Raw genomic sequence first — 658 nt, 5'->3', positions numbered from 1 at the left:
GAACGCGATTTTGCCTGGCCGGGCGCGGCCGGTGATGACCTGCACACCGGCCGGAACACCGCCGCTACCGCTACCGCCGCCGCTGCCGCTGCCCCGAGCGTTGCCGTTGCCGCCGCCGCTGCTGGCGACGGTGCTGTTGACGGTGCCGTTGCCGCTGCCGCTGCTGTTGACGGTGCCGCTGACGGTGCCGTTGCCGCTGCCGCTGCTGTTGACGGTGCCGCTGACGGAGCCGTTGCCGCTGCCGCTGCTGTTGACGGTGCCGCTGACGGAGCCGTTGCCGCTGCCGCTGCTGTTGACGGTGCCGCTGACGGAGCCGTTGCCGCTGCCGCTGCTGTTGACGGTGCCGCTGACGGAGCCGTTGCCGCTGCCGCTGCTGTTGACGGTGCCGCTGACGGAGCCGTTGCCGCTGCCGCTGTCGCTGTCGCTGAGGGTGCCGCTGCCGTTGCCGTGCAGGGTGCCGGTGCCGGTGCCGGTGCCGGTGCCGGTGCCGGTGCCGGTGCCGGTGCCGGTGAGGCTGCTTGTGGCGTTGTCGGTGTTGGTGGTGGTGAGGTGGTGGAGGCCTTGGTGGAGGTCGTGGGGGGTGCGGGCGAGGATGACGGCGCGTTGTTCGAGGTGGGCGCGGGTGGTGGCGGTGGATAGGGCGAGGTCGTGGAGGGGG

At 72.6% G+C, this 658-nt stretch carries 1 pseudogene; it reads right to left on the bottom strand.

Going from position 1 to position 658, the window contains the following annotated elements:
- A pseudogene (locus ACTMTI_RS56970) lies at positions 1–658 on the bottom strand (hypothetical protein); the annotation flags it as partial.

Source organism: Nonomuraea sp. H19 (assembly GCF_052068215.1).
GTDB lineage: Bacteria > Actinomycetota > Actinomycetes > Streptosporangiales > Streptosporangiaceae > Nonomuraea.
Note: the sequence above shows the minus strand (reverse complement) of the source record. Positions and strands in the feature narration are given on the sequence as shown.